We start from the raw sequence: 26228 nt of genomic DNA, 5'->3' as shown, positions 1-26228 counted from the left end.
TGACCTGCGGCGACGCGCCGTGAGGGAGGCAGGACCGGGACTCGCCGCTCACGCATGCCTGGCGGGCCCGGTGCCGGCAGAGCCGGCCATGGGGGGCTCGCGAGAAGCCGTCGCCGCCCGGAGCGGGTGCATGACCCTTTCGGGGTCTGCCGGAGTGCGTGGCATGCGTCGCCCGCACAGGCTGGCGTCTTGACAACCTCCACCCACGGGTGACGAGTCCGATCGGTGCTGATGCGTTGCGATCCGCACCAGTGCGGAAGGACGACATGTCTATACGCAAGCGCGGCACCGCTGCCGCAGCCGCCATGTTCCTGGCCGGCCTGACGATGCTGACCGCGGTCCCGGCCCACGGCACGCCCGGCGCGGCCACCACCAGCCCGAGGCCCGCAGAGAGGAAGGGCGGCCCCCCTCCCCTGAGCCGCCCGCAGCCGGGTCTGCTGCCGGGCGGGACGACCGACGGCCCCCCGGCCGCACACGCAATGGCCGGCACGCACACCGTCGTCTCCGGGAACACCTTGTGGGACATAGCCCGGCACGCTCTCGGCAACGCACTGCGGTGGGACACCGTCTACACCCTCAACCGGCAGGCCATCGAGGATGCGGCCCGTCAGCACGGACACGCCTCCAGTGATGGCGGCCACTGGATCTTCCCCGGAACGATGCTCTCCCTGCCCCGGCACGAGCCCGCGCGGACGCAGCAGTCGTCGCGGTTCGAGTCCGCTCCGTGCCCTACCACTTACGGGGCGCTGAAGGACACCCGCTGCGGCTTCCTCGTCGTACCGGAAGACCGGGCCCACCCCACTGCGCGAACCCTTCGCCTGGCCGTGGCACTCGTCCGCTCGGCGTCGCCGACCCCGCACCCCGATCCGATCGTGTTCCTCACAGGCGGGCCCGGCGCCGACGCCCTCGGGAACATAGCGGAACTCACCGAGGCCGGGATCAACCGCGACCGTGATCTGGTCGTCCTGTCCCAGCGCGGGACGTTCTCGTCCCAGCGGCCGCTGACGTGCCCCGAGATCGACCGGTTCTACGCGGAGCGCGTGCACCTCCTCTACGACGCACCCTCCACCGGAGACCGGTACGCCCAGGCGGCGGCCCGGTGCCACGAACGCCTGACAGCCCAGGGAGTCGATCCGGCCGCCTACAACACCAGCGAGAACGCCGCCGATGTGGCGGATCTGCGCAGGGTTCTGGGAATCCGGGAGTGGAACGTACTGTCGCATTCCTACGGTACGCAGCTGGCGCTCGCCTATATGCGCATGTTTCCCGACGGAGTCCGCTCTGTGACCGTCGACGGCGTCGTACCGCCGTCGGTGGCTACGCCCGGGTGGACGTGGAGCAGCATGAGGGAGGCGTTCGACAACATCGTGGGCGCCTGCGCGGCCCAGCCCTCCTGCCGGCGGCGCTACCCGGACATCGGCGGCACCTTCTTGCGTACGGTGCGTGAGCTGGAGGCGCATCCGGTCACCACGCACGTGACGGTTCCGCAGGTCGGCAGGGTGAAGGTCGTCCTGGACGGCGGGGCGCTGCTGAACTGGACGGTGCGTGCCAGCCACGCCCCCGCCGACTTCCCGCTGGCCGTGGACGAACTGGCCCACGGCCACCCCGAGCGCATCGCCGCACAGTGGGCGTCCGCCTGGCTTCCCGGATCGCAGGGGATGTTCGCTCACGGGTTCTCGCTGAGCGTGTGGTGCAGCGAATGGGTGCCGTTCGAGACCCCCGCCGAGCAGCTCGCCAAGGGGATGCGAGCGTTTCCCGAGCTCCCCCGCTCGGTCCTCGCCCAGGCGCCCCAGCTGCCTTTCCTGCGACAGGCATGCCAGGCATGGAACGTCCCGAAGGCACCCGGCTCCGTCCGCGCGGTCACGCGAAGCGGCATCCCCACCCTTGCCATCTCAGGAAGTTTCGACGCCCAGACCGGGGCTCAATGGGGTCGCTACGTGGCCCGGACGCTGTCCCGTTCCACGGTGGTGACCCTGGCCGGCGTCGCCCACGGAACGTTCGACCATCCGTGCGGGGCCAAGGTGATCACCTCCTTCTACGACGATCCCGACCATCCGGACACCCGGTGCGTGAGCTCGGTGAGACCGGTGCCGTTCGTCGTCGGCAGTGCGGGAGTCGAGGCCTCGTGAACAGAGATCTGCGGCTGGACGACATCGACGTCGGCCCCGTGCGATGGTCCCGCCGCCGCTTTCTGAGCGCTGCGTCAGCGGTGGGCTGTGCGACGGTCTCGCTGGGGCCGGCGCCGGCATCGGCCGCATCCCCGCCATCCGCCGTCCACGGCGGCGGCACCGGTGACACCGGTGACACCGGTGACACCGGGAACCCGATGTTCAGCGCCCTCGACGCCAAGATCGAGGAGGCCATGAAGGCGTACGCGATTCCCGGAGCGGCCGTGGGCGTGCTGTGGAACGGCGGGGAGTACGTCAAGGGGTACGGGGTCACCAATGTGGATCACCCGGTCCCGGTCGACGGTGACACCGTCTTCCGGGTCGGCTCGACCACCAAGACCTTCACCGGCACCACGGTGATGCGGCTGGTCGAACGGGGCGAGGTCGAGCTGGACGCCCCGGTGCGCCGCTACCTCCCCGACTTCACGGTGGCCGACCCGTATGCGTCGGCCCAGGTCACCGTGCGGCAGTTGCTCGACCACAGTCCCGGGTGGCTGGGCGACGACTACCAGGACTTCGGGCCCGGTGACGACGCGCTGGCCCGCTTCGTGGCGTCCATGGCCCGACTTCCGCAACTCAACGCCCCCGGGAAGGTGTTCGCCTACAACAACGCGGCGCTGTGCGTGGCCGGCCGGATCATCGAGGTGGTGACGGGCACTGCCTACGAGGCGGCGGTGCGCAAACTGGTCATCGATCCGCTCGGACTCGATCACAGCCGCTTCTCCAGTGACGAGATCGTGGGCTTCAACGTCGCCGCGTCGCACAATGTCGTCGACGGCAAGGCCGTGCTGGAGCCGTCCTTCTGGCTCCAGCCGCGCAGCCTCGCGCCGACCGGCGGCCTGATCTCCAGCGTGCGCGACCAGCTGAGCTGGGCCCGCTTCCACCTCGGAGACGGAACCGCCCCCGACGGCACACGGCTGCTGAGCAGGGCATCGCTGGAACAGATGCGCTCCGCACCCGGCCCCGGCGGCACGCTGGTCGTGGAACTCGACGGCATGGGAGTCACCTGGATGCTGCGCCCGACGGCCGAGGGGCCGCGGATCGTGCAGCACGGCGGGACCTGGCCGGGGCAGATCTCGGGCTTCCTGATGGTTCCCGCCCGCGGCTTCGCCCTGACCCTCCTGACCAACTCGGAAGGCGGGACGCGGCTCAGGGACGAGCTGTTCACCGACGACTGGGCGCTCCGCCGGTTCGCCGGGTTGACCAACCTGCCGGCCACGGCCGAGGTCCTGGGTGGGCAGGACCTGGCGCCCTACGAGGGCCGCTACATGGCCCAGCGCATCAACGACGAGGGCGCCGTGGAGGATGTCGTGGTCGAACTGACCCGGCACAACGGGCGGCTTCGCGGTACCCAGACGTTCCGGAGCTCCCCCAGCGCGGGCCAGGTCGCTTCCGAGGAAGAGGACTCGGCGGAGGACCAGACCGGCGAGGTCGGGCTCGCCTTCTACCGCACCGACTTCGCTCTGGACCTGGACCCCGAGGGCAAGCCGGTCGGCACGCGCTCCGACTTCGTGCGCGGACCCGACGGGAAGGTGGCCTGGTGGCGCAACCACGGACGGCTGTACCGCCACCAGGCGCCTTGACGGGCGTGGACGGAGCACCGCCCCCCGTACCGCGGGCGGCGGGTTCGTACGCCGGCCGTGCGTCGGACCGCCGTGCGCGCGGCCCCTGATCCGGTGCGCCCCGGAAATCTGCAGGCGCGTTAGCGTGATCCTCCGCCGCGTGGAGTGTCCATGTGCCGGGTCGGCCGGCACTGCGGTATGCGACGGAGAGGGACGGAACTGGGATGAGTGAACTGTCGAAGCCCGAGGTCGACGTCCCAAAGGGTGCTGCGCCTGCCGAGCTGACCATCCGAGACCTGGTCGTCGGGGACGGGCCCGAGGTGAAGCCGGGCACGGTGGTGAGGGTCCACTACGTCGGGGTGACCTTCGAGACCGGGAAGGAGTTCGACTCCTCCTGGGGCCGTGACCAGCCGTTCAAGTTCGCCCTGGGCAGCGGCAGGGTCATCAAGGGCTGGGACCGGGGGGTGAGGGGGATGAGGGTCGGAGGACGGCGCGAGATCGTCGTTCCGCCGCGTCTCGGCTACGGCAGACAGTCGCCCTCACCGTTGATCCCGGCGGGCTCGACCCTCGTCTTCGTGGTGGACCTGCTCGACTCGTACTCGAGCACAGGCGGCTGGAGCAACGCCCGCTGACCGAGACCGCTCCTGTTTCCGCACGACCGCAGGAAACGCACAGGCCCCGGTGCGCGCCGACCTCACTGCCCCGCCGAGGCGATGGCCACCGTCGTGACGACCGCCGCCGACGCGAGGATGCCGGCTCCGGCGACGGTCATCCTCTCGCCTCTCAGAGCTCACTCGTTTATGACCGCGGATCGCACTCTGCTGCCGGCGGTCGACGCGGGCACCGGCCGAAGGTCATCCCCTCGGCCGGCGGCGTGCGTCATTGATCGTGCGTCAGCTTGCGCTGCTCGTACGGCGCTTGCGTGCGAGGAAGACCGCCGCGGCCCCCACCGCCGCGACGGCGAGGCCCGCGCCCGCGAGGACGGGAGTGCTGCTCGACGCGCCGGTGTCGGCGAGACCCCCGTCGGCGGTCGGGTTGTTCGCCCCCGTGCCCGCACCGGGCGACGGCGTGGCCGACTCGCTCGGGTCGCCGGACTCCCCCGCACGGGGCGTGGCCGACTCACCCGGGGTGGGGGACGCACCTGAACCGGGGGCGTCGGTCGCGGTGAGTTCCGCCGCGAAGAGACCTGCGATCACTTTGTGACCGTCAGCGTTGGGGTGCGGGTCCTTCTTCGTGCACGCCCAGGTCAGCCGACAGATCTTGGCCACGTTCGCCGGCACCTCACCCGCGCCGGGCACGTTCACCTGAGTGGTGAAGTCGTCCGAGGAGAAGGCCCCGGCCACGTCCGCCACCTTGAAGCCGGTCGACTTGAAGACCTGGGCGATTCCCGCGTTGGCGGCCCCGATCAGGGGCGCCGAGTCCTTGGCGGCCTGCTGCCCCGCGGCGCCCTGCAACCACGCCGCCAGGAAGGGGTTGTGGTACGTCGAGCCGACGAACTGCGTCTTCTCCGTCCCCGCCTTACGGAGCGCGCCCGCGATCTGGGCGAGGTTCGTCGCCATGCTCTGGCTCCGGCCGCTCAGGCACGCTCCGTCGAGGGTGCCGGCAGGGCTGACGCAGTTCAGGAGGATGTCGTTCGCCCCCACGCTGAGGGTCACGTAGGCGACCTTGCCCTGGTGCTGGGCCATGGCCTTCAGGGCGGCGTCCAGTTGGGACTTGGCGTTCGGGTAGTCGCACTTTCCGCCGTTGATCAGCGACTCGGTGGTCTCAGCGGTGCAGCCGAGGCGTATGTGCTCGAGTCCGGGGGTGCGCTGCTTGAGCTGCGTGTAGAGCTGGTCGGTGTAGGCGACGCCGGTGTCCTTGTCGACGTCCGGCTGGTAGCCGGCGGCCAGGGAGTCGCCGAGCGAGATGTAGTACGTGGCGTCCTTGCCGCCGGTCGCGTCGTCGGCGGCGGCCGTCCCGGGCGTGCTCAGCACGACCGTCACGGCGGAGGCGGCCAGCAGGGGGCCGAAACGCTGAAGGGGTCTCATCACTTGCGTGCTTTCCGATGCGTTGGGGGGATGCCGAAACAGATCGGCGTGAAGCCTGGCTGGAAGCAGCGAAACTCAGCCGAAACGGTTTCCGAACACCCAAAGAAAGTCTTGTGAAGATCTGGGGGAGAAACTGCTTCCTCCGCAAGCCGCGGGATCCGCCCGGCTTCGTCTCGGAGGCGCGGAGCCAACCTAGCAAGATCGAAACGCACTTGAGCACAGGAAGTAGACAACATGACGATAACGACGGCACGTGTAACCACCAGAAAGGCTTGAGCGACCCGGAATTGCTCACGGGACTCGCCGGTAGCCATTCATTGAGTGATCAACTACGACTCCGAGTCCTTCGCCTGACGCTGCGAGTATTTTGACGGCAGGTCAAAGTCGGTACGGAGAGGGCGACGTCAGCTTCGAGGCCGGAGGGCCGCCGTGCGATGGGCCGGGGAGTTCCCGGACGACGACCGCACCGCCAGGTCGGCCATGATGAGAGATCGGGTCGTGAAAGAGGAGAGGGCCCGGGAACGTAGCCTGTTCCCGAGCCCAGCTTTGCCGCCATGTGCGACACGCCGACACGTTTAAAGGGTGCGGATCAGTCTCATGTCGTCGTGTTCTGCCATTGAACTACCGTTGCATGCATATGACTTGAGAGCGCAACGGGCTGGATTTGAACCAGCATCCGACGGCCAGGCCCGCGCCCGGTCGATTCGGCGATCGGCGGCGAATGCTGAAGCTGGAGCAAGAGTCTGAGATTGATTGCGGGTGCCTCTGCCTTCTTGGGCTACCCGGGCGTGACATGTGGTGCCCGGGGGAGGATTCGAACCTCCACTGTCCCGCGTTCGTCACGACAAGCCTCAGTTTCAGCTTGCGCTCCTCGCGCACCCGCTCGCTCAACGACGAGCGGGATTCCCTGAGTTTAGCCGGATCGGCATCCGGCGGCTATCCGAAAAGGTAGCCGAACACCGTGTCACCCACGCGCTGGTCCTGGATCTCCGCCCCGTTGGCTTCCTCGCGCGCGTACTTGACGGCCTGCTGCAGCTTCTCGACGCGCGCGCAGAGTTCGTTCACGCGGCGGGCAGGCAGGGCTCCCGAGAACTTGACGGTGGTCCAGTAGCCGACCGGCACGTCCTCGTAATACACCTCGACCTGGGCGGGGTGCTTCTCGGTGGCCTCGGCCTTGACGTGGTTGCGGGGCACCTTCTTCGTCCGGATGGTGCGGACCGTCTCGGTCTTCCACCAGTCCGTCGAGGGGTCCTGCGACCAGGATTCCGAGGCGTCGAGCACGGGCAGCTTGCGGACGAAGGTGTACAGGTCGACGAGCTGCTTCTCGAGGAAGAGCAGATAGGAGACCGGTACGTCACGGAGCAGAACCTGCCCGTCCACCGTGACGTCGCCGCGAGCCGTGCAGTTCGCCCAGTCCTTGGTGGCGGTCACGTCGAAGAGCCGGGTGAGGGCCGCGGCGGTGTCACGCAGCACGTCCTCGGCCTTGAGCTGCACCCGGGTCGACTCGGGCGGCAGCTGCTCGCCCTCCTCGTCCTTGGGCTGGTAGGTACGGGATATCCCGGACAGGAGCGCGGGCTTCTGAACGTCCTGGTGAGCAGCCGTCAACTCCTGCTGAGCCTTGGCCTTGACGCCCTTCTCCACTGCGATGATCTGGTTGAGTTTCGCCACGAGGCAAACGGTAACAGGGGGCGGAATCCCGGTTCGAACGGTTTTCCGAACGGGAATCCGCTTTCCGTCGGCGGGACGGCAGCCCCGGCCGCCTCCGGCGCATGCCGATCGCCCGTGCGGCCGGGTCTCGGCTGCACGGGCGGTCGGCATGCGCCGGGCGCCGGGGCGTCGTCTCAGAGGTGCTGCTCGGTGGCCCGGGTGCGGTGGTACTCGTCCTGGCGCTCGTCGGTGATGTACGCCGGGATCGGGAAGTCCCACCAGCCGGGGACCCAGGGGCCCGCGGCGTCGCGGTCCGTGGGCACCTCGATCACGGCGGGCGCTCCCGACTGGACGGCCTTGCGCAGGGTCGGCTCCAGGGACGCGGCGTCGTTGACCTTCCACGACTCGATGCCGAAGGCCCGACCCATGGCCGCGAAGTCGGGGCTGTACGGCGAGCCGTCGGGGTGGGAGAACTCCGTGCCGATGTGCCGCGAGGTCTGCTTGCGCTGACCGCCGCGGATCGACATGTAGCCGGCGTTGTTCTGGACCACGAAGACGACCGGCGCGTCGGCGGTGACGCTCAGGGCGATCTCCTGGGAGGTCATCAGGAAGTCGCCGTCGCCGAGGACGCACACCACGGGGCTCTCCGGTCGGGCGAGCTTGGCCCCGACGGCGGCCGGGACGGCCCAGCCCATGGAGGAGAAGCCACCGGAGGTGAGGTGGGTGCGCGGCGAGTAGACCGGGAAGGTCTGCTTGACCGCGCCCTGGGTGTTGCCCGACCCGGCGACGATGATCGCGTCGCGCGGGAGCACGTTGCGCAGGGCGCCGAGCGGGCGCTGGGAGGTGAAGGGGAAGCGGTCGCTGTCACGGCGGCCGGCGAGCTTCTCCTCCCAGTCCTGCTTGAGCCGGCCGAGTTCGGCGAGGTATTCGGAACGGTCGACGCCCTTGCTGGGCAGGGAGTCGACGATGGCCGCCACGGCCCGCTGGGCGTCCGCGACGATGCCCACCTCGGCGGGGTAGTTCTTGCCGATCTCGTGCGGGTCGATGTCGATGTGGATGAGCTTGGCGGGCGGGATGGAGAAAGTGACGCCCTTGGCGTAGCTGGAGGCGGACCAGTCGGTGAAGCGGCAGCCGACCGAGACGACGACGTCGGCGGAGCTGGCGATCGCGTTGCCGGTCATCGTGCCGGTCTGGCCGACGCTGCCGGCGAACAGTTCGTGGTCCTCGGGGAAGGCGCTCTTGCCGTTCCACGTGGTGACGACCGGGATCTGCCACCGCTCGGCGAGCGCGAGGACCTGGTCGGACGCCTCGGACGTGATCGCACCGCCGCCGACCACGATGACCGGGCGGTCGGCCGCGCGCAGCACGTCCACGGCACGGTCGATCGCTTCCGGGTCGGGGTGCTGGCGGCCGACGGGGATGCGGCGCTCCAGGTCGTGGAGTTCGACGTTCGCGGCCTCGGCCTGTACGTCCATGGGGACTTCGAGGTGCACCGGGCCCGGGCGGCCGGTCAGCATCGAGTTGAAGCAGCGGTGCAGGACGAAGGGGAGCTCCTCGACCCGGGTGACGACCCAGTGCCGCTTGCTGACGGCCTCGGCCACCTTGGGGAAGTCGTTGGCCGTGTAGCGGTCGAGTTCCTGCAGCAGTCCGTGGCCGCGCATGTGGGTCGGCGGGCCGCCGGTGACGACGAGCACGCTGGTGGAGTCCGTGAACGCGGTGCCCATGCCGATGACGGTGTTGCTGGCTCCGGCGCCGATGGAGGTCACGGCGGCCTGCGGGCGGCCGGTGACGCGGTAGTAGCCGTCGGCGAGGTGGACGGCGCTCTGCTCGTGGAAGGTCTGGACGAAGGGGATCCTGGACTCGTCGTCGAGGAAGGCGTCGGTCAGTGACCAGATGCCGTGGCCGGGGATGCCGGCGACGACGTCGACCCCGTAGTTGCGCAGGGTCCGCGCGACGATCTGGCCTCCGGTGAGGACAGGCATGATGTGCTCCCAAACAGCTCGGGTCGGACGGTGGGATCAGGCGTTCTGACGGGCGGCCCAGGCGAAGCCCTGGGTGCACAGGCGGGTGACGTCCGGGTTCTGGAGGTCGTCGAGGTCGTGTCCGACCGCGCTGTAGAAGACGCGGCCCCGTCCCCACGTCCGGGTCCATGCCTGCGGGATCGTCTTCCCCTCCAGCCAGGGCAGGTGTTCGCCGGTGAAGGCGGTCTCGGCCAGGACGTGGTTGTTGGGGTCGACGGACATGTAGTACTGCTCCGACGCGACCCGGAAGTCCTTCACCCCGGCGGTGATCGGGTGGCCGGTGTCCGTGACGGTGACCTCGTAGGGGTACTTCACGCCCTCCCCCGCGGGGTGTTCGAGGAAGCTGCCGCCGATCAGCCAGTGGTACTTGAGGCTGGTGCGGAACGCGGCGGCAGCGCCGTGCCAGGCGGCGACGCCGGTGCCGTTCTCCACCGCCCCCAGCAGGCTCGACTCCTGAGCGGCCGTCAGCCCCTCGGACAGCAGGGCGTTGTTCCAGTTGAGCGCGATGAGGTCGTAGCCGGTGAGATCGGCGTCCAGCGAGAAGACGTCGTTGCTCTCCTCGACGTCGTATCCGAGGTTCCTGAAGATCGGGAGAGCCCATTCCTCGGCCACCTGGTAGGGCTTGTGCCCCGGCCAGCCTCCGTACAGATACAGGACGCGGGTCATGCGAGGTCTCCTCCACTCGTGCCGCCGAGGGCCGCGGCGCGGCTGCGCAGACGTTCGGCCACCTCCATCGCGTCGCCCTCCGGCGCGGTGGACTTGCGCTCCGGCTTCGCGGTCAGCAGGTACACCAGGCCCACGGCCGAGACGACGAGGAAGCCGACGAGCGCGATCCACTGGTCCACGAGCGAGGTTCCCGGGCCGCCGGTGGGCCACGCGAGAAGGACCATCCCGAGCACTCCGTAGGCCAGGGCCGCCACATTGACCACCATGCCCCAGCGGCCGAGGGTCCAGGCTCCGGCGGGACGCCAGCCCTTCAGACGCATCCGCAGCGCGGCCAGTACGACCATCATGAACGCCGCGTATCCGGCCAGCACCTGGAACGACACGATCTTGGTGAGGGAGTCCGGGGAGTAGAAGACGAACACGTAGATCAGCAGCGGAACGACGTTCACGGCCAGCAACGCGTTCATGGGGACCCGGTGCCTGCGGGAGATCTTCGAGAAGACGCGGGATCCGGGGAACATGTCGTCGCGGGCGAAGGAGAAGACGATCCGGCTCGCGGCGGCCTGCTGGCTCATCACACCCGCGATGAACGACGTGATGATGACGGTGAGCACCGCCTTCGTGCCCACGATGCCGAGCGAGTTCTGCAGGATCGCGGGGATCGGGTTGGTGTCCTCGCCCGACAGGATCGATGCGAGGTCCGGAGCCGCGAGTGCGTACCCGACGAACGCGAGGAGCGCGGCGACTCCGCCGACGGCCACGGTGAGCTGCATGGCCCGCGGGATGCTGCGCGAGGGGTTGGGGACCTCTTCCGCGATCTCGCCGCACGCCTCGAAGCCGTAGAAGAGGAAGAGGCCGACGAGCGAGGCGGCGATGAAGGCCATGAAGTAGTTGTCGTGGTTGGAGCTGCTGGTCTCGAAGAAGATCGAGACGGAGTTGTGCCGTTCGAACATCAGCAGGTAGAGGCCGACGACGACGATGCCGATCAGCTCCGCGGCGAGTCCGATCTTCGAGATCAGGGCCAGGGTCCTGGTGCCGAAACAGTTGCAGATCAGGCAGACGACGGTCATGCCGACGGCGATCCACAGCCGCTGGGCGGGGGTGGAGCTGATGCCGGGCTCGTCGGCGGTTCCGGCGACCAGGCTGGCCAGGAAGTCCGAGCTGAAGAGTGCGGTGCTGGTGATGCCGATGGTGATGGTGCAGATGTAGATCCACGCGTTGAACCAGGCATAACGCCCGTTCCACAGCCGTCTGACCCATTGGTAGAGCCCGCCCGCGAGCGGGAACTGCGAGACGACCTCTCCGAAGACCAGCGCGACGAGGAACTGCCCGAACCCGACGATGCCGATCCAGAAGATGGACGGTCCGCCGGCGGTCGCCAGACCGACGGCGAAGAGGGACACGACACCCACGAGTGGCGAGAGGTACACGAAGCCCAGGGCGAAGTTGCCCCACAGGCTGACCTTGCGGTCGAACTTCTGCTCGTAGCCGAGCACGGCGAGCAGTTCCGCGTCCTCGGCCGACGAGACGGGGCGTGCGCTGCCGTCCGAGGGGTTCACGGTGGTGGATGGGGGCGCCGTGTGCGCCTCGTTGTCCGTAGCTGACATGACGATCTCCGTGGGTCGAGGGGGAGGTGCTCCTTGTCGAACGGCTGCCGTGCCGCGCGTGCGGTCCGGCGTAAATCGCGATCCGTCATCGCGGATCAGCTCTGCTCGAAGGCGTGGTCGGTCCAGTCCAGCCGGGCCGATCCGTAACGCGCGGCGCGGACGTCCCCCGAGCGCGCGTGTCCTTCGAAGTTCTCGATGCGCGAGGCCCTGCCGCAGATCTCACCGAGCCGGGCGCTGGATCCGGCGTCGCCGATCTCCTGGTAGGTCACGGTCTTGAGGTACTTGCCGACCCAGAGACCGCCGGTGTAGCGGGCCGCGCCCAGCGTGGGCAGCACGTGGTTGGTGCCGATGACCTTGTCGCCGTACGCCACGCACGTCTTGTCCCCGAGGAACAGGGCGCCGTAGTTGCGCATCCGGTGCAGGGCCTCGCGGGGCTCGGCGGTGAGGATCTGGACGTGCTCGCTGGCGTACTCGTCGGCGAGTTCGTAGGCGGCGTCCAGGGTGGGGACCACGATCACCTCGCCGTGGTCGCGCCAGGCGCGCCCGGCGACCTCTCCGGTGGACAGGTCGGGCAGCAGCCGCTCCACCCAGGAGACGGTCTGCACGCCCACCTCCTGCGAGGTGGTGATGAGCACCGCCGGGGAGTCGGGTCCGTGCTCGGCCTGGGACAACAGGTCCGTCGCCACCACGAACGGGTCCGCCGTGCCGTCCGCGACGATCAGCACCTCCGTCGGGCCGGCGAAGAGATCGATCCCGACCTCGCCGAAGAGCTGGCGCTTGGCCTCCGCCACGTAGGCGTTGCCGGGACCGGCGAGCATGTCGACCGGGGCGATCGTCTCGGTGCCAAGCGCCAGCGCGGCCACGGCCTGGACACCGCCCATGACGTAGATCTCGTCGGCCCCGGCCAGGTGCATCGCGGCGATGCTGACGGGCGGCGGCGCCCCCCGGTCGGGCGGGGTGGTCGCGGCGACCCGTTCGACGCCCGCGACCTTGGCGGTCAGGACGGTCATGTGGGCCGACGCGGTGAGGGGGTAGCGGCCGCCGGGCACGTAGGCGCCGGCCGCGCCGACGGGGATGTTGCGCTGCCCCAGGAACACGCCGGGCAGCGTCTCCACCTCGAAGTCGGTGAGGGAGTCCCGCTGCGCCTGGGCGAAGCCGCGGACCTGCTTCTGGACGAAGCGCAGGTCGTCGAGGACCGTCTCGGGGACGGAGGAGACGACGGAGGCGATCTGGTCGGGGCCGAGCCGATAGGACTCGGGACTCCAGTCGTCGAATTTCTGCGACCAGCGGCGCACGGCCGCGTCGCCGTTCTGCCGTATGTCGGCGATCACGTCGGTGACGGTCTCGATGATTTCCGGCCGGCTGGTCCGCGACGTCTTCGCGGCGACCGGGGCCTTGATGATCTTGTGTTGGGCTGACACTCTGCACTCCTTGCAGGGATCGTGCCTGCGGGCTTGCCCTGAAGTCTGGGGAAACGGGAGGTGGGGCGACAGGCACAGGGTGTGCAATATTGGCCGTGGATCCTGCACACACCGAGGTTGTGGCTCATGGCTGACGTCCTGACTGTTCGCGCCGCGCTGGAGCTGGAGGTGTTCACCCGCACCACCGTGCGCGTGTACGCCGGGGAGAAGAATCTGGACCGCCCGGTGCGCTGGGTGCACACGGGCGAGATCCCGGACATCCATCGCTTTCTCACCGGGCAGGAGATGCTGCTGACGGCCGGCCTCGGCATGGGCGCGACCCAGCTCGAGCAGCGCGCCTTCATCCGACGGCTCGCGGACGCCCACGCTGCCGTCCTCGTCGTCGAACTGGCCGGGCGCATGTTCTCCTCCATGCCGGAGGCCGTGATCGAGGAGGCGGAGGCGGCCGGCCTGCCCCTGGTGGGGCTCGCCGACGAGATCCCCTTCGTCGAGACGTCGGCCCAGGTCCACGAGGTGCTGGTCGGGATGCGCATCAAACAGCTGATCGCCGAAGAGGCCACCAGCCAGGCGTTCATGGACCTGCTCCTGGCGGACGAGGACTACGTCGGCGTGGTCAGGGAACTGGCCCGGCGCACCGGGCACCCCGTGGTGCTGGAGGACGTCGCCCATCAGATGCTGGCGTACGGAGGCGCGACCCCGGCGGCCGACGAGGTCGTCGACGCGTGGAGTGCGCACTCCCGGGCGATCCACGAGCGCCACCCCTCGCTGTCGCCGCAGGGCCCCGGGGTTCCGACCGCCTCGGCGGCGTCGTTCCGCGAGGTAGCGCCATGTGCTCGCCAGCCCGTGGTGCTCCGGGGCGAGTCGTGGGGCTGGCTCCACCTTCTGCACGGGGGGAAGCGGCCGAGCCCGCCGGAACTGCGCACGCTGGAGCGCGCCGCCGCGGCCGTGGCGATCTCGCTGCTGAGCGAGCGGGAGAGCGGCGCCCGTGCGTCCCAGCGTCAGACGGCGCTGCTCAACCGGCTGCTGCTCGGCGACATCACGGGAGAGCGGTTCGTGACCCTCGCTCTGGCGCTCGGCCAGGACCTGCGCGGACGGGACCTGATCGTCGTCACGGCCTGGGCCGGGGACGAGGAGCCGACCAAGGACCACCTCCTCGCCCACGTTCTGCGGGAGGCGGGCTGGCCCGCCGTCGTGGGCGACACCGGGGACTTCGACGTGGCGGTCGTGGGCCTGCCCACCCGGGCCGACGCCGCCCGGGTGCCGGCTCTGCTGACCGATCACGGAATACGGGGCGGCGTCAGCCGGATCGTGGAGCCGGCGGTGCTCCCCCTGGCACTGCGCCAGAGCCGCAGCGCGGCGTCCGTCGCGGCCGCGGCCTCGACCGCGGAAGTGCGCCATTTCGACGATCTGGGGGCGCTGCGCCTCCTGGTCGCCCTCTCCGAGGGTCCCGAGCTCCGCCGCTACGTCGAGGACGAGCTCGGTCCGCTTCTGGAGCACGACGCGCTGGCGAAGAACCCCCTGCTGCCCACCCTGCGCACGTTCCTCGACTGCGGCGGCAACAAGGCACGCGCGGCGGAGGAGCTCTTCATCCAGCGACGCACCCTCTACCACCGCCTGGACAGGCTCTCCGAGATCCTCGGCCTCGACCTCACTCAGGTCAACAACCAGCAGCGGCTGCAGCTGGCCGTGCGCGGACACGACCTGCTGCGCAGGCCGACCCTGCGGCGGACGTGACCTCGCGGCGCGTCCGCCCGCCGTGCCGTCAGTCCTTCGTCGCCCGGGCGAGGGACGGGGCGATGCGCAGGGCGTTCGCGCCGATCGTCAGCGCCGGGTTCAGCGCCGCGGAGGACGGGAAGAACGACGAGTCGGCCAGCCAGAGGTTCTCCACGTCGTGGCTGCGGCACAGGGGATCGAGCACGCTCCGCGTCGGGTCGTGACCCGCGACGGCCGTTCCGCACATGTGGGAGTTGGTCTCGATCCCCATGCGCTGGGTGAAGATCAGCGGGTAGCCGGCTCTGCGGACCGCCCGGGTGACCCGGCGCACCAGTTCGTGGTGGGGCGCGAGGTTGGTCGGCGTCCAGTCGATGAGGATGCGGTCGCCGTCCACCCGCACCCTGTTGTCCCGGGAGGGGAGGTCCTCGGTCGTCAGGTAGATGTCGAGGCTTCGGGCCGCCATGAGCTTCAGGGCCCAGGTCGGCGCCCACGGACGCGCGGGCTTGAGCATGGGGGCCTGCAGCTTGCCCAGCATCTGGAGGTTCCCGAGCGGGAAGCGCGTGCCCGGTCCGGCTTCGTAGAAGTCGTTCAGGCCGAGCGTCTTCTGCCACTTCGTGGGGTTGGTCCGCAGGGGGTTGACCCCGACGAAGAAGGTGCTGTTGTGGACCATGTAGTTGCGGCCGAGCAGGCCCGACGAGTTGGCGAGACCCCGGGGGTGCGCGTCGTCGGCCGAACGGAGCAGCAGTGCGGCCGAGTTGACGGCCCCGCCGGCCAGGGCGAAGGACCGGGCGTTGATGCGGAGGGTGCGGCCCGCGTGCCGTGCCTCGGCGGCGACGATTCTCCGGCCGTCGGGCGAGGTGATCAGGCGGGTGATCTCCGCGCCCGTGAGGATGTTCACGCCGTCGCGCAGCGCGGGGAGGAGTAGCCGGTTCTCCGCGTCGGACTTCATGCCCGTCTCGTCCGGACAGCCGTCGGCGGTCGTCACGGCGGCGCGATCGGCCTGGGTCTCGATGTTCAGGGCGTTCGGCGTGTGGAACGGGTGCAGGCCCTGCCGGCGCAGCGACCGTGAGAACCGCTCGATCTCCGGTTCGTGCCGCAGCGCCGGATACGGGTAGGGCTTGGAGCGGGGCGGCTCGGTCGGGTCCTCGCCGGTCTGCCCGTGCACCTGGAGCAGCTCCTCCATCGCGGTGTAGAAGGGCTCCAGGTCGTCGTAGTCGAAGGGCCAGGCGCGCGAGACGCCCTCGTGGTGCTGCACCTCGGTGAAGTCGCTGCGGCGGAAACGGGGCAGCATGGCGCCGTAGAAACGGGTGTTTCCCCCCACCCAGTAGTAGACGCCGGGTGCGAACGGCCTGCCGGTGCCGCCGTCGTACCAATGGCCGGCGTTCTTGTACCGGCCCTTGAGGTACATCTCGGCCGGCTGCGAGTTCTGCGGTTCACGGGGAAGGAAACTGCCCCGCTCCACGACGAGTACGTCGAGACCGGAGTCCTTCAGCGCCCAGGCCAGCGAGGACCCGCCCATGCCGGAGCCGATGATCAGGACGTCTGTGCCGATCTCCTCGGCGGTGCCGGGTGAGACGAGGGCACCGGGGCGCAGCTCGGGGGGTGTGTAGTCCTGACGGACCGGGTCGGACATGAGTCGGGCCCCTCTTCGCGGCGGTGTTTGCGAAACGAGCCTAAGCAGTGGCACGGATGCGGCACATGCACGGAATGAGTAACGGCTGCCGCCCGAGTCGCTCACTTCGTGCATGGGCTGCGCGGGTCTGACGTCCCTAACCTCACCAGGAAGCACCACACGCCGATCAGGCGACGCAGTTCCACGGAGGCGCAATGGACAGGGAATCGTATGACTACGTCGTCGTCGGGGCCGGCTCGTCCGGCTGCGCGGTCGCGGCCCGGCTGTCCGAGGATCCCGATGTCACGGTCGCGCTGATCGAGGCGGGGCCGCCGGCCCGCGGCCGCCTCTTCGAGATCCCCGCTCTGTTCTCGCAGCAGCTCAAGACACAGTTCGACTGGGACTTCGGGACGGAGCCCGAGCCGCGGCTCGGCGGACGCCGCGCCTATCTGCCCCGCGGGCGGGTGATCGGCGGCACCAGCTCGATGAACACGATGCTGTACGTCCGCGGTCACCGCTACGACTACGACACCTGGGAGCGGCTCGGCAACCCCGGCTGGGGATACGACGACGTCCTGCCGTTCTTCAAGAAGTCCGAGGACAACGAGCGCGGCGCCGACGACTTCCACGGCGTCGGCGGCCCCCTCACCGTCAGCGATCCCCGCTCCGTCCATCCGCTGCTGACGGCATGGGTCGAGGCGTCCCAGGACGCGGGGTACAAGCTCAACCCGGACTTCAACGGGTCCGGGCAGGAGGGCGTGGGCTATCACCAGGTCACGCAGCGCAACGGTCTGCGGTGCAGCAGCGCGATGGCGTTCCTGGAGCCGGCCGCGGGCCGTCCGAACCTCACCGTGCTTGCCTCGACGACCGCTCTGCGCCTGAGCTTCGACGGCGCGCGGGCCGCCGGCCTGGAGGTCGACCACCTCGGAACCGTCCGGACGATCCGGGTCGACCGGGAGATCGTGCTGTCCCTCGGCGCCTACAACTCGCCCCACCTGCTGCTCCAGTCGGGCGTCGGCCCGGCCGACGAGCTCTCCGCGGGAGGGGTCACCCCGCTGCACGACCTGCCCGACGTCGGCAGGAACATGCAGGACCACACCGGGTGCTTCATCAGCTTCTTCAGCGACGCCGAACCGCTCCTGGGACCGGACACCTCCGCGGAGGAGCGGCTCCTGCGCGAGCAGGGCGCGGGCCCGATGGCCTGGAACGAGGTCGGCGGCTTCTTCAGCTCCGGCGACGACGTGCCCGCTCCGGACATCCAGGTCCACGCCGCGCTGGGCATCGTCCGTGACGAGGGTCTGGCCGCGCCGCTCGAGCCCGGGATGTCGTTCGGTCCGTATGTCGCACGGCCCGCGAGCCGCGGCTGGGTGCGACTGCGGCACTCCCACCCCTACGCCAAGCCGCGCATCTTCCACAACTACCTCGCCGACCCCGACGACCGCAGGCGGCTGCGGGAGGGCGTCCGGCTGTGCATGCGCATCGCCCGCGAGCAGCGGCTGACGGCCGTGCTGCAGTCGGATCTGCGCGCGGCCGCCGACGCCGGACTCGCCCCCCTCTCGGACCGTGACCAGGACGTCGACGACTTCATCCGCACGCAGTCCTTCTCCTTCTACCACCCGTCGGGTACCTGCATGATGGGCAAGGTCGTCGACCACGAACTCCGTGTGCACGGGCTCGAGAACGTCCGGGTGGCGGACACGTCGGTCATGCCGACCCTCGTCACCGGGAACACGAACGCTCCCGCCATCATGATCGGCGAGAAGGCCGCCTCGCTCCTGAGGACGTCGACGGGGTGACGCCGGGGCCGGGAGGTCCGTCAGACGGTACGGACGACGGTGCCGCCGGCCTCGAGGGCGGCGACTTCGTCGGCGGCGGCTCCGGTGTCGGTGACGAGGGTGTTCAGGAGGGCGGCCGGCCCGACGTGGGCGTAGGCGGTGTGGCCGAGCTTGCTGCCGTCGGCGGCCGCGACGACGCGGCGGGCGGAGGCGATGCTCGCCTTCTTCACCGCGGCGTCGTCGAGGTCGTAGGCGGTCAGCCCGTCGGCCGCGGTCAGCCCGCAGCAGCCGATGACGGCCGTGTCGAAGCGCAGGGCGGCCAGGGAGGCGAGGGCGAGGGGGCCGGTGAGGGCTCCCTCGGCGGCGCGGGGCTGTCCGCCGGGCACGACCAGTGTGGCCCGGCCGGGCGTCCCGCCGAGCAGGTGGACGGCCTGCAGGGACAGGGGCATCACGGTGACGGGCCGTTCCCGCAGGAGCCGCGCGACCTCCAGGCAGGTGGTGCCGCTGTCCAGCACGACGCTCTCGCCGTCGGCGATGAGGGCGCACACCTCGGCGGCGATCCGGCGCTTGACGCCGACCGCCTCGTGGGAGCGCAGCGCGAAGGGGGGTTCCTCGCCGCGGAGCAGCAGCGTGCGCGCGCCTCCGCGGACGCGTTCGAGGACGCCCTGGGCGGCGAGGGTGTCGAGGTCGCGCCGGATGGTCATCTCGGAGGCGCCGGTCAGCTCCGCGAGTTCCTGGACCGTGGCGCCGCCGGAGTCCCGGACGGCCTTCGCGATCAACCCGTGCCGGTGTGCGTTGCTCATACCGCGATTGAACACCACCGGAGAATGAACAAGTAACATGTTCATTCGCTCGATTTTCGAACATGGAAAATGTTCGTTACGATGGCGGCATGGATCGTTCCCTGCGAGACGCCCGAGTGGCGACCTACGCCTACTTCGTCCTCTACGGCACGCTGCTGGGCACCTGGGTCGTGCACATCCCCGCCGTCGAGGAGCGCGTGGGCATCAGCCACGCCGCCCTCGGCGGCCTGCTGGTCGTCCTCGGGCTCGGAGCCTTCACCGGCATGCAGGTGGCCGGTCCCCTGACCGACCGCCTCGGCACCCGCACCGTCGTGCCCGCCGGCGGCGTCCTGTGCGGCGCGACCCTGTTCCTGCCCGGCCTCGCCCACGATCCGTGGACGCTGGCCGCCGCACTGCTGGTCTTCGGGTTCTGCAACGGCTGCCTGGACGTGAGCATGAACGCCCACGCGATACACGTGGAGAAGGCCTACGGCCGCCCCGTCATGTCCGGCTTCCACGCCACGTTCTCCATAGGAGGCGTCCTCGCCGCACTCGCCGGAGCGGGCGCGGCGAGCGCCGGCCTGCCCCCGGCCGTGGGCATGGCCGCCATGGGAGCAGCGGGCATCGTGGTCGCCCTGGCCTCGGCTCGCGCCCTGCTGCCGGCCGCCCCCGCGGCGGAAGGCCCCGGCCCGGCGGAGGAGACGGAGACGTCGCCGACGGCCGGGGGCCGCGGCGCGACGGGCCGGGTCTGGCTGCTGGCCGTCCTGGCCCTGATGGTCATGCTGTGCGAAGGCGCCGCCAACGACTGGAGCGCCCTGCACATGAAGGACGTCCTCGGTGCGCCCGCCGGCACGGCGGCCTTCGCCTACGGCGCCTTCGCCGCGGCCATGACCGTCGGACGGCTGCTCGCCGACCGGATCGCCGCGCGGTTCGGCTCCATGGCGATCCTGCGGCACGGCGCGGCCACGGCCGCCGTCGGAATGACCCTCGTGACCCTAGGCCCGTCGCTGTGGACCGTGTTCGCCGGCTGGGCGCTGTTCGGCCTGGGCCTGTCCGGCTGCGTCCCGCAGCTGTTCAGCGCGGCCGGGCACGCCGACCCCTCCGCCGCCGGGGCCAATGTCTCCCGCGTCGCCGGGCTCGGCTACGTCGGGATGCTCGCCGGCCCCGCCGTGATCGGCTGGCTGACCCGACTCGTGGCCCTCGACCACGCCTTCGTCCTGTTGACCCTGCTGTGCGTGACCACCGCCGTGGGAGCCCGAGTGCTGCACACCGCACCGGACCGCACCCGCCCGCGCGAGGCGGCGGTCGGCAGCCACTGACCGCTTGTGCGGCACGGTCCCTGACAACCGTGCCGCACAAGCTCTCCCCTCCCCCGGTCGCCACGGCCGGTCCACGAAGCCCCGAGCCGACCGAAGGAGCCCCCGATGTCCGAGCCCCACGCACGTCCCGCCCACCGCAGTGTCGGTGTCATGCTGCCCCTGGACCTCCCCGTCGCAGAGGTGCTGCCCTATGTCCGGCGCGCCGAGGAGCTGGGGTTCGACCAGGTCTGGGTGGTGGAGGACCTCGGCTGGCGCGGCGGTGTCGCCCAGGCCGCCACCGTCCTGGCCGCCACCACGAAGCTCACGGTCGGCATCGGGATCATGCCCGCCGGCGCCCGCAACGTGTGCTTCGCCGCGATGGAGCTGGCCACGCTCGCGCAGCTCCACCCCGGCCGGCTCATCGCGGGAATCGGTCACGGCATGCCCGGATGGATGCGCCAGGCCGGTTCCTGGCCCGCCAGTCCGCTGACGCTGATCAAGGAGTACGCGAGAGCGCTGCGCCTGCTCATCGCCGGTGAGCCCGGCCCCGAGAACGGCCGGTACGTGCGCTGTGAAGGCGTGGTCGTCACCGAGGTCCCGGACGTCGTCCCGCCGGTGATCCTGGGTGTGCGCGGTCCCAAGTCGCAGGCGGTCGCGGGCGAGGTCGCCGACGGACTCCTCCTGGCCGAGCCCGCCGCACCCGGCTACATCACCGCCTCCCTGCGCCACCTGGGCCCCGCCGCCGCGAACCCTGCGGAGATCGTCGTCTACGACGCCGCCGCCGTGGACGACGACGAGGAGGCCGCGTCGGCCCGCGTCCGCACCGTCCTGGAATCGGTCGGCGAACCGCAGTGGGCCGCGCACATCGACCCCCTGCCCTTCGCCGAGGAGCTGCGCGCGCACCGCGCCGCGAGCCCCGACGCGCGGCACTTCGCCCGAACGATGCCCGCCGACTGGGTCCGCGCGTTGAGCATCTCCGGCACCCCCGCACAGGCCTGCGCGGCAATCGACGCCCGTCATGCGGCCGGTGCGACCAGCGTCGTCCTCGCCCCGGCGGGACCCGACCCGCTGGACGCGCTCGACTCACTCGCCCGCGCCCTGCCCCACCGGCACTGAACCGAACGGCCGAGAATTCAAGGAAAGGGACCGCCATGTCCGCCGAACGCCGCCGCGTCGTACTCTTCGACCTCTTCGGGGTCATCGCCCGCCACCAGCGTCCGGGCGCCCTGGAGAAGATGGCCGCCCGCTGCCAGGCCTCCCCCGACGCCTTCACCACGGCCTACTGGACCCACCGCCCGCCCTACGACTCCGGACGGCACACCGCGGCCGCGTACTGGACGGACGTCCTGCACGCGGTGTCCCGCCCCGCCGACGCCTGCGCGATCGAGGAGCTGAGGCTCGCCGACATCGACAGCTGGTCCCGCGTCGACGACCGCATGGTCGCCTACGTGCAGCATTTGCGCGACCGTGCCCGGGTCGCCCTGCTGTCCAACATCCCCGCAGACCACGCGGACGCCTTCGTCACCGCCCAGTCCTGGCTGCACGGTCTCGACCACGTCGCCTTCTCCGGGAAGATCGGTGCGGCCAAGCCCGACCCGGCCGCCTTCCGGCACTGCGTGAGCGCCCTGCACGCCGCACCCACCGACGTCCTCTTCGTCGACGACCGCGAGGAGAACGTCCGCGCGGCGCAGGCCGTCGGCATGAACGGACACGTGTTCACCGGTCAGGACGCCCTCGCGGCCGTCGTCGACACCTGGCTGGGGGCGGTCACGCGCTGAGCGACCGGTCCTGAGGGACCGCCCTCACAGGGCTTGGGCGAGCCGGTGGCAGGCCGCGTTCCAGCGGGCTTCCTCGGCGAACTGCTCGGTTGTGGTGTTCTCGTCGATGCTTCGGCGCGGATGCGGCGCGGGCGGTGGTCCGGCACTGCTGCCGGACCACCAGGGGCTAGCGGACGAGCTTCCAGTCCTGCGAGCCGTCGTCGGCCGCGGTCTGGAGGGTCAGCGGCGCCGACGTGGACGCGCCGGTCAGGAAGAGGCTCGTGTTCCTGACGGCCTGGAGCCTGTAGTAGCCGTCGGAGCTCTTGACGAGGGTCCAGCTGCCGGTCGCGCTGTTGTCGACCCACTGGCCTATGCGCTGCCCGGCGGTGGCGTTGCCCGTCCAGACGGCCGCGGCACGGCCGCCCGACCTGTTCAGCAGGGTCGTGCCGCCGTTGGGCTCGGTCACCACGTGCCAGTACTGGGTGTCCCGGTTCGCCGCCGCGCCGGAGTCCTCCAGGGCCACGTCCGGCGTGTTCCCGTTGCCGAGGTTCGCGTCGTTCGTCCTGTTGCCGGTGCCGATCACCTGGCCGGTCCTGCGGTTGACCAGCCGGTAGTAGGCGCCGGCCGACTCGCCGAGGTCGACCTCGGCGAAGGCGATCGTGGACGTGCCCTGGTTGTTGAGGATCGCCACGCGGCCGGTGCCTTCGACGTACTGGAGGTTGCGGCTGTAGCCGGCCGACGACGTCGTCTGGTACTCCGTCCACACGCCGTCGCTGCGTCCGCTGTCGTTGACCCAGACGCTGCCGCTGTTCGCCGCGTTGTAGACCAGGCGCCCGCCGGGCAGCCGGATCAGGACCGGGCTGCCGCCGCCCGCGAGCGGACGGGAACCGGCGACGACCGGCAGCGAGCCGACCGGCATGCCCGTCTGGCTGCGCCGGAAGAATTTCAGCGGGTCGTCGGCGATGACATAGCGGGTGTTGGCCCCGCCGCCCCAGTACTCGAAGGTGAGCATCCACTTGCCGTCGGCCGTGGGCACGACGTTGGTCATGCCCGGCCGGCCGCCGCCGGTCTCCGTCTTGCCGCCGCCCATGTCCTGGACGGATCCGGAGACGTCGACGACGGGGGCGCTCCAGTCGGTGCTCCTGCCGTCCCAGGTCCGGTGCACGAGGATCTGGCCGTGTGAGTCGGCGGCCGTGTCGTTCGCGGGGTCCGGCTTGGGAACGCCGGTGACCGGGTCGAAGCCGACGTAGTCGTTCTCGTCGGAGTAGTAGCAGACCAGCTTGCCCTTGTAGACCATCAGGTACGGCTCCCAGAGCGGGTCCACCTGCCGGTTCTTGTTGGCGGCGGCGACGTTCTGGCCGACCGCGCCCGCGCTTCCGCCCTGCCAGCCGCCCGTCGCCACGACGTTGACGATCTTCCAGGTCCTGCCGTCGTCGGTGCTGGAGTACAGGGCGATGGCCAGATCGCTGCGGTCGCCGTCGTTGGACGGGGTCCAGTTCGGGTCGGCCGCCTTGTGCTCCGTGTAGTAGTGGTCGTCGCCGGAGACGACACTGGCCAGCAGGAGCGTGCCTGCCTTCATCCCGCCGACCTTCTGCGGGAGGACGTACAGGTAGGGGTTGGTCCAGTTGCTCGTGTATTTGGCGTACTTCGGGTCCTTGGAGAGGTCGGCGGGCGCCTTGACCTCCGACAGCGGCTGCCAGCTCGTCCCGTCGTCGTCGCTCTTGTAGACCGGGAGGGTCTGTCCGGCCGCGCTGCCCGACGACGTCACGACCGTCGACTTCTCGAACGACGCGACCAGCCGCCCGCTCGGGAGCTCGGCCGACTTCGGGTAGACCGCGCAGTTGCCCCGCCCCTTCAGGCACGGCTCACCGCCCAGCCGGTACATGGTCCCGCCCGTGGGGTTGTACGCCTGCGCGCCGGCCACGGAGCCGGCCAGCAGTGCCGCTGCCGCGATGGAGCTGCCCAGCGCCTTTGCTGCGGTACTTCTCTTCACTGCCCCTCCTTCGGGGAAATCACGGTGTTGCGGTGATCAGCACGCGGACGTCCCAGGGACCGAGGTCCAGCGGTGTGCCGGCGGGAACGGACGTGCCGTCCAGAACGTCGGAGAGATCGGCCGGCGCGCTCACGCGTGCGGACTCCCAGCTCCAGTTGTGAACGATGTGGACCCGGCGGCCGTCGGGAGAGACGCCGGTCGTCGCGGTGACCGTCTCGGGAAGGTCCTGCCACGCGTGGCCCGGGGCGGGCGCCAGCCATTCGGCGAGCGCCCGGGCGAGGTCGCGGCCCGGCGCCGTGCCGACGGTGGTGACCCGGCCCGCGCCGTGGGGCCGGGTGGTGACGGCCGGCCAGCGGCCGAAGTGCGGGTGGTCGTATCCGGCGAGCACCTCGGCGTCGGTGACGTTCAGGCACTCGATCCAGTGGGTCGCGGTGGCGGACTCCGGGAGCCGCAGCGGGCTGCCGGGCGCACTGTGCACGGGGACCTCCCCGTGGAGGTTGCCGAACTCGTCGTACGTCGCCCCCGCCGCGTCGGCGAGGCGGCCGGGGGCCGGGGTGAGCCGGGCACGGGCCTCGTGGTCGGCGTAGCCGGTGCGGGGTCCGAGGACCAGGTGGCCGCCCGCTTCGGCGTAGGCCGCCAGCCGGTCGAGGGTGACGTCGTCGACGACGTACAGGGCCGGGACGACGAGGACCGGGTGGCGCCGTGCGGCCTCCGTCGGGGTCAGGTCCCCGAGCTGCCGGGCGTGGACGATCCGCACCTGACGGCGCGCGTCGAAGGCGCCGCGGTAGAAGGGGTCGAAGAGGCGGTGGTAGGCGGCGGCGTCCGGTCCGCCTTCCGCTGTCGCGAGCGGTGGGTACTTCTGCATGAGCCACTTGCTCGGCGTCGAATAGACCATCGTGATGTCTGCGTCCGGTTCGAGTCCGGCGACCAGCGGACCGGCCTTCTCGAACTCCGCGCCCAGACGGGCCACTTCGGCGTACGTGCGGCCCGGCTGTCCGCTGTGCGGGAGGACGCCGCCCCAGTACGTCTCCGCGCCGAAGCGCAGGGTCTGCCACTGCCAGTACTCGATCATCCGCGCGCCGCGCGCCACGTGCGCCCAGGCCGCCTGGCGCCACTGGCCGTCGTAGCCCGGCCGGTTGTCCCACGGGAAGCCGATGCTCTGGGCGTTGGTCTCGGTGACGAGGAAGGGCTCCTGGCGGGAGGAGAACATCCAGTCGGCGGTCTGGTACATCGACCAGACGCCGGTGGTCTTCCAGACCTGCTCGTGGGTGTCGGGGGTGGGGTCGGGGAGCAGGAGTCCGTCCTGCATGTCGTAGTACGGGTTGCCGGAGGCGATGTCGAGTCGGGCGGCGAGCTCGTCGTCGGCCACCCCCTGGCGGGTGTACGAGATGCAGGTGGTGACGAACTGCCCGTCGAGGGCGTACTCGCGGACGATGTCGGCCTGCCAGCCGATGAACTCGGTGACCTGGCGGGCCTGGAACTCCCGCCAGGCGACGTCGTACTGGGGCTGTTCGTTGCCGTCGGGCGTCCACAGGTCGGACCAGTCGGACAGCCTGTGCGACCAGTAGACCAGTCCCCACTCGCGGTTCAGGGTCTCGACGTCGCCGTACTTCTCCCGCAGGTGGTCCACGAACCGCTGGAAGACACCGCGGTTGTGGAAGAGGTGCAGGCCCGGTTCGTTGTCGACCTGCCAGCCGATGACCGCCGGGTGGTCGGCGTAGCGTGCCGCGATCTTCCGGATCACCCGCTCGGCGTGGAAGCGGAACGCGGGGTGGGTGAAGTCGATCTCCTGCCGGGCTCCCCAGCCCATCCGCTGCCCGGTGGCACGCTCGGCGGTGATCTCCGGGTACTGGCGGGCCAGCCACTGCGGCGCCGCGTACGTCGGGGTGCCGAGGATGACGGAGATGCCACGTTCGTGGGCGCCGTCGAGAACCGGCTGGAGCCAGTCCAGGTCGAAGCTGCCGCTGCTGGGTTCCCAGGTCGACCAGACCGACTCGCCGACCCGGATGACGTTGAAGTTCGCCTCCGCCATCAGGTCCAGGTCGGTCTTCAGCCGTTCGTCCGGGCGGAGTTCGGGATCGTAGGCGGGCGTGTACTCGTGGTAGTACGCGGCGCCGAACAGGACACGGGCAGGCAGAGCCGCCATAGGGGGAGACCTCCGGGAAGACGTGGAGTGGGG

18 protein-coding genes are annotated in these 26228 nt (G+C 70.4%); 8 read left to right on the top strand and 10 right to left on the bottom strand.

Annotation, left to right across the window (positions count from 1 at the left end; all coding sequences use genetic code 11):
* Nucleotides 1-266: 266 nt before the first annotated feature.
* The 3 genes from ACH4ZA_RS19750 (at nucleotide 267) to ACH4ZA_RS19740 (ending at nucleotide 4362) form a co-directional block, all read left to right on the top strand.
* Entirely contained in the window at nucleotides 267-2129 is a 1863-nt protein-coding gene (locus tag ACH4ZA_RS19750; protein WP_398430632.1) for an alpha/beta fold hydrolase, read from the top strand.
* Entirely contained in the window at nucleotides 2126-3751 is a 1626-nt protein-coding gene (locus ACH4ZA_RS19745) for a serine hydrolase domain-containing protein (protein WP_398430631.1), read from the top strand. The genes ACH4ZA_RS19750 and ACH4ZA_RS19745 overlap by 4 nt, the downstream gene beginning before the upstream one ends.
* Before the next feature lie 203 nt (nucleotides 3752-3954).
* A complete protein-coding gene (locus ACH4ZA_RS19740) occupies nucleotides 3955-4362 on the top strand; it encodes an FKBP-type peptidyl-prolyl cis-trans isomerase (protein WP_398430629.1) in 408 nt (135 codons plus the stop codon).
* A 261-nt stretch (nucleotides 4363-4623) separates the two neighbouring features.
* Here ACH4ZA_RS19740 and ACH4ZA_RS19735 read toward each other — a convergent pair whose 3' ends face one another.
* The 6 genes from ACH4ZA_RS19735 to hisD all read right to left on the bottom strand — a co-directional run bounded on the left by ACH4ZA_RS19735 (nucleotide 4624) and on the right by hisD (nucleotide 13119).
* Complete coding sequence (locus ACH4ZA_RS19735) at nucleotides 4624-5757, bottom strand: SGNH/GDSL hydrolase family protein (protein WP_398430628.1); 1134 nt, start codon at nucleotides 5755-5757, stop codon at nucleotides 4624-4626.
* Nucleotides 5758-6693: 936 nt separating this feature from the next.
* Nucleotides 6694-7425, bottom strand: a complete 732-nt coding sequence (locus ACH4ZA_RS19730) for a hypothetical protein (RefSeq protein WP_398430627.1) — start codon at nucleotides 7423-7425, stop codon at nucleotides 6694-6696.
* Nucleotides 7426-7598: 173 nt separating this feature from the next.
* On the bottom strand, nucleotides 7599-9386 hold the full coding sequence (locus tag ACH4ZA_RS19725) for a thiamine pyrophosphate-binding protein (RefSeq protein ID WP_398430625.1): 1788 nt from the start codon (nucleotides 9384-9386) through the stop codon (nucleotides 7599-7601).
* A gap of 36 nt (nucleotides 9387-9422) precedes the next feature.
* Entirely contained in the window at nucleotides 9423-10091 is a 669-nt protein-coding gene (locus tag ACH4ZA_RS19720; RefSeq protein WP_398430624.1) for a ThuA domain-containing protein, read from the bottom strand.
* The gene (locus tag ACH4ZA_RS19715) at nucleotides 10088-11698 is read right to left on the bottom strand and encodes an APC family permease (RefSeq protein WP_398430623.1); all 1611 of its coding nucleotides are present in this window, start codon (nucleotides 11696-11698) and stop codon (nucleotides 10088-10090) included. Before ACH4ZA_RS19715 ends, ACH4ZA_RS19720 begins: the two co-directional genes overlap by 4 nt.
* Nucleotides 11699-11793: 95 nt before the next feature.
* A complete protein-coding gene (gene hisD / locus ACH4ZA_RS19710) occupies nucleotides 11794-13119 on the bottom strand; it encodes a histidinol dehydrogenase (RefSeq protein ID WP_398430622.1) in 1326 nt (441 codons plus the stop codon).
* Nucleotides 13120-13245: 126 nt separating this feature from the next.
* Between hisD and ACH4ZA_RS19705 the strand changes: the two genes are divergently transcribed.
* Nucleotides 13246-14853, top strand: a complete 1608-nt coding sequence (locus ACH4ZA_RS19705; RefSeq protein WP_398430621.1) for a PucR family transcriptional regulator — start codon at nucleotides 13246-13248, stop codon at nucleotides 14851-14853.
* A 28-nt stretch (nucleotides 14854-14881) separates the two neighbouring features.
* On the opposite strand, the gene ACH4ZA_RS19700 is transcribed toward ACH4ZA_RS19705, so the two are convergent.
* On the bottom strand, nucleotides 14882-16465 hold the full coding sequence (locus tag ACH4ZA_RS19700; protein ID WP_398430620.1) for a GMC oxidoreductase: 1584 nt from the start codon (nucleotides 16463-16465) through the stop codon (nucleotides 14882-14884).
* A 194-nt stretch (nucleotides 16466-16659) separates the two neighbouring features.
* Between ACH4ZA_RS19700 and ACH4ZA_RS19695 the strand changes: the two genes are divergently transcribed.
* Complete coding sequence (locus ACH4ZA_RS19695; RefSeq protein ID WP_398430619.1) at nucleotides 16660-18240, top strand: GMC family oxidoreductase; 1581 nt, start codon at nucleotides 16660-16662, stop codon at nucleotides 18238-18240.
* 20 nt (nucleotides 18241-18260) lie between these two features.
* Here the strand turns inward: ACH4ZA_RS19695 and ACH4ZA_RS19690 are convergent, their stop codons facing one another.
* Entirely contained in the window at nucleotides 18261-19022 is a 762-nt protein-coding gene (locus tag ACH4ZA_RS19690; RefSeq protein ID WP_398430618.1) for a DeoR/GlpR family DNA-binding transcription regulator, read from the bottom strand.
* Between the two features lie 89 nt (nucleotides 19023-19111).
* On the opposite strand from ACH4ZA_RS19690, the gene ACH4ZA_RS19685 reads away from it, so the two are divergent.
* The 3 genes from ACH4ZA_RS19685 to ACH4ZA_RS19675 all read left to right on the top strand — a co-directional run bounded on the left by ACH4ZA_RS19685 (nucleotide 19112) and on the right by ACH4ZA_RS19675 (nucleotide 22077).
* A complete protein-coding gene (locus ACH4ZA_RS19685) occupies nucleotides 19112-20320 on the top strand; it encodes an MFS transporter (protein WP_398430617.1) in 1209 nt (402 codons plus the stop codon).
* A gap of 105 nt (nucleotides 20321-20425) precedes the next feature.
* Nucleotides 20426-21415 carry an LLM class flavin-dependent oxidoreductase gene (locus tag ACH4ZA_RS19680; RefSeq protein ID WP_398430616.1) on the top strand — a complete coding sequence of 330 codons (990 nt, stop codon included), beginning with the start codon at nucleotides 20426-20428 and terminating at the stop codon, nucleotides 21413-21415.
* 35 nt (nucleotides 21416-21450) lie between these two features.
* Nucleotides 21451-22077, top strand: coding sequence for an HAD family hydrolase (locus ACH4ZA_RS19675; protein WP_398430615.1), 627 nt, complete (start codon nucleotides 21451-21453; stop codon nucleotides 22075-22077).
* A gap of 166 nt (nucleotides 22078-22243) precedes the next feature.
* Here the strand turns inward: ACH4ZA_RS19675 and ACH4ZA_RS19670 are convergent, their stop codons facing one another.
* Both ACH4ZA_RS19670 and ACH4ZA_RS19665 read right to left on the bottom strand, forming a co-directional pair.
* Nucleotides 22244-23941: an RICIN domain-containing protein gene (locus ACH4ZA_RS19670; RefSeq protein WP_398430833.1), complete on the bottom strand. Its 1698-nt coding sequence runs from the start codon at nucleotides 23939-23941 to the stop codon at nucleotides 22244-22246.
* A 127-nt stretch (nucleotides 23942-24068) separates the two neighbouring features.
* The gene (locus tag ACH4ZA_RS19665; RefSeq protein WP_398430614.1) at nucleotides 24069-26195 is read right to left on the bottom strand and encodes a beta-galactosidase; all 2127 of its coding nucleotides are present in this window, start codon (nucleotides 26193-26195) and stop codon (nucleotides 24069-24071) included.
* Nucleotides 26196-26228 lie beyond the last annotated feature (33 nt).

The organism is Streptomyces sp. NPDC020597 (genome assembly GCF_044335095.1).
GTDB lineage: Bacteria > Actinomycetota > Actinomycetes > Streptomycetales > Streptomycetaceae > Streptomyces.
The sequence above is the reverse complement of the archived record's forward strand: the minus strand, read 5'-3'. Positions and strand labels throughout refer to the sequence as shown.